This is a genomic window from uncultured Succinatimonas sp., from assembly GCF_905203285.1.
Classification (GTDB): Bacteria; Pseudomonadota; Gammaproteobacteria; order Enterobacterales; family Succinivibrionaceae; genus Succinatimonas.
The window spans coordinates 1-1,827 of the sequence record NZ_CAJKVK010000151.1 but is presented as its reverse complement, the minus strand read 5'-3'; the positions used below and the strand labels follow the sequence as shown (position 1 = coordinate 1,827).

Below are 1,827 nucleotides of genomic sequence, written 5' to 3'. Positions count from 1 at the left end.
GCGCATAAATCCAAGGGAAAATTTTTTAACTTTTTTATTGCACTGCTTTGGTGAGATTACACAGATTAAGTTCGCTAAAAATATCACTTTTGAAAAATTAACACTAATTTACTTTAGAAAAATGCAATTATTGCAAAAATCTAAAGTAAATTTTTCTTGTTTATTTATGACCTTTTTCATCTCATCAAAAGAGATTTCTTTTTTGTCCTTTTCCTTAACCTCCTTTGTAAAAGCGTTAAGGACTTCATCCAAATCATCTTTATCCAGTTTGCTTACATATTGGTAAGTTTTACAAAGCTTCTTGATAATTACTTCTTTATCTTTGGAGATGATCTTTTGTTTAATTTAAAAATACGCATAAATTTCTCTCTAAGCTTTGTTGTGACCAACTTTTCTATTATGCAAAAGCAAATAAAAAAGCACATGATGAAATTCTCAACATGTGCCCTTAAGCAAAGATACAGTCTTTTAAACTTAATCTCAGATGTCTTTTTCTACCTGACTGAACTCAAGTTCAACCGGAGTAGCACGACCGAAAATAGCGATAGAAACGGTAACGCGGTTTTTCTCGTAGTCAACTTTTTCAACGGTTCCGACGAAGTCCTTAAAGGCACCGTCAATAGCACGAACCACTTCACCGACCTCATAAATAGTCTTCGGACGCGGAGACTCTTCACTCTCGCGCAAACGTGACAAAATCTTGTCAGCTTCAGCCTGGGTAATAGGCAAAGGCTTTTCTGCAGTTCCGCCGATAAAGCCTAATACTCTATCGGTGTGCTTAACAAGCTGCCAAGTCTCGGAAGTCATGCGCATCTGAACGAGAACGTAACCCGGGAAGAATTTACGCTCACTTTCACGCTTTTTACCGTCTTTGATTTCTTTGACTTTCTCTTTAGGAACAAGAACTTCGCCGAAATCATGCTCCATGTTGTGGATCTTAATGCGCTCACGCAATGTTTGTGCAACGCGCTGCTCAAAACCGGAGAAAGCCTGAACTACATACCAGCGCAACGGCTTTTCAGCAGGTTTCTTCTCTTCTTTCTTTTCTTCAACGACAGGCTTATCTGCCGAAGCGGCAACCGGAGCCTCAGGAGCTTCCATCATCGGAGCTTCATTAATTTCAATTTTTTCTTCAGCCATGACCAAGTCTGCCTCTTATTAAAGAGTAATTGCCTTCACTACCTGCAGGAAAACAAGATCGCACAGATAGAGGAATAAACTTACAACGCAAACACCGACGAATACGATAATAGTGGTCTGGACGGCTTCCTGTCGGGTAGGCCATACGACTTTGCGTAATTCGACATAGGCTTCACGGGCAAAAGTCAATAAAGCATGACCTTTGTTGGTAAACAGAGTAACTGCAAGACCGGCAATAATTACAGCGATGACGATAGCGGTACGACCGAAACGACCTAAAGATGATTCATCGATTACGATATGCTGGGTGTAATAAAAATTACCGAAGATAGCTCCGCCGACAAGAACGATAGCGCACAGCCACAAAAGACGATCTAAAGGTGTAGAAACAAACTGTGCTGCAGCTTTTTTATTTGCAGTTTTAGCCGGAGCTTTGGCTTTAGCGGGAGCTGCGGTATTAATCGCTGCGGTCTGAGTTTTTGTGCTTTTATTTTCACTCATGGGATTAGATCCTATGGGATTTGGAATCTAAAAAAATCGGGCCTTTATATAGGCAATTAATCCGCGATGGCTATAAAGCCTTTCGCGGATAACACAAAGGCGCCTTAAAAAGGCGCCTGAAACAATGCGTTATTATTCGATGACGTTGTCAACAACACCGGCACCAACGGTACGGCCGCCTTCACG

The 1,827-nt window shown here is 41.0% G+C and carries 3 protein-coding genes; 1 reads left to right on the top strand and 2 read right to left on the bottom strand.

Annotated features, from left to right (window positions below; translation table 11 throughout):
* The coding region (locus tag QZ019_RS09755; RefSeq protein WP_295484633.1) for a hypothetical protein at positions 1 to 286 on the top strand (286 nt) is incomplete at its 5' end.
* 194 nt (positions 287 to 480) lie between these two features.
* Here QZ019_RS09755 and nusG read toward each other — a convergent pair.
* A complete protein-coding gene (gene nusG / locus QZ019_RS09750; RefSeq protein ID WP_294567975.1) occupies positions 481 to 1,101 on the bottom strand; it encodes a transcription termination/antitermination protein NusG in 621 nt (206 codons plus the stop codon).
* A gap of 57 nt (positions 1,102 to 1,158) precedes the next feature.
* On the bottom strand, positions 1,159 to 1,641 hold the full coding sequence (gene secE, locus QZ019_RS09745; RefSeq protein ID WP_295484631.1) for a preprotein translocase subunit SecE: 483 nt from the start codon (positions 1,639 to 1,641) through the stop codon (positions 1,159 to 1,161).
* Between the last annotated feature and the right edge of the window lie 186 nt (positions 1,642 to 1,827).

Bases quoted from the DNA above. Each gene is read 5' to 3' on its own strand.
- nusG (WP_294567975.1), bottom strand. From the start codon at position 1,101: ATGGAAGCTCCTGAGGCTCCGGTTGCCGCTTCGGCAGATAAGCCTGTC.
- secE (WP_295484631.1), bottom strand. From the start codon at position 1,641: ATGAGTGAAAATAAAAGCACAAAAACTCAGACCGCAGCGATTAATACC.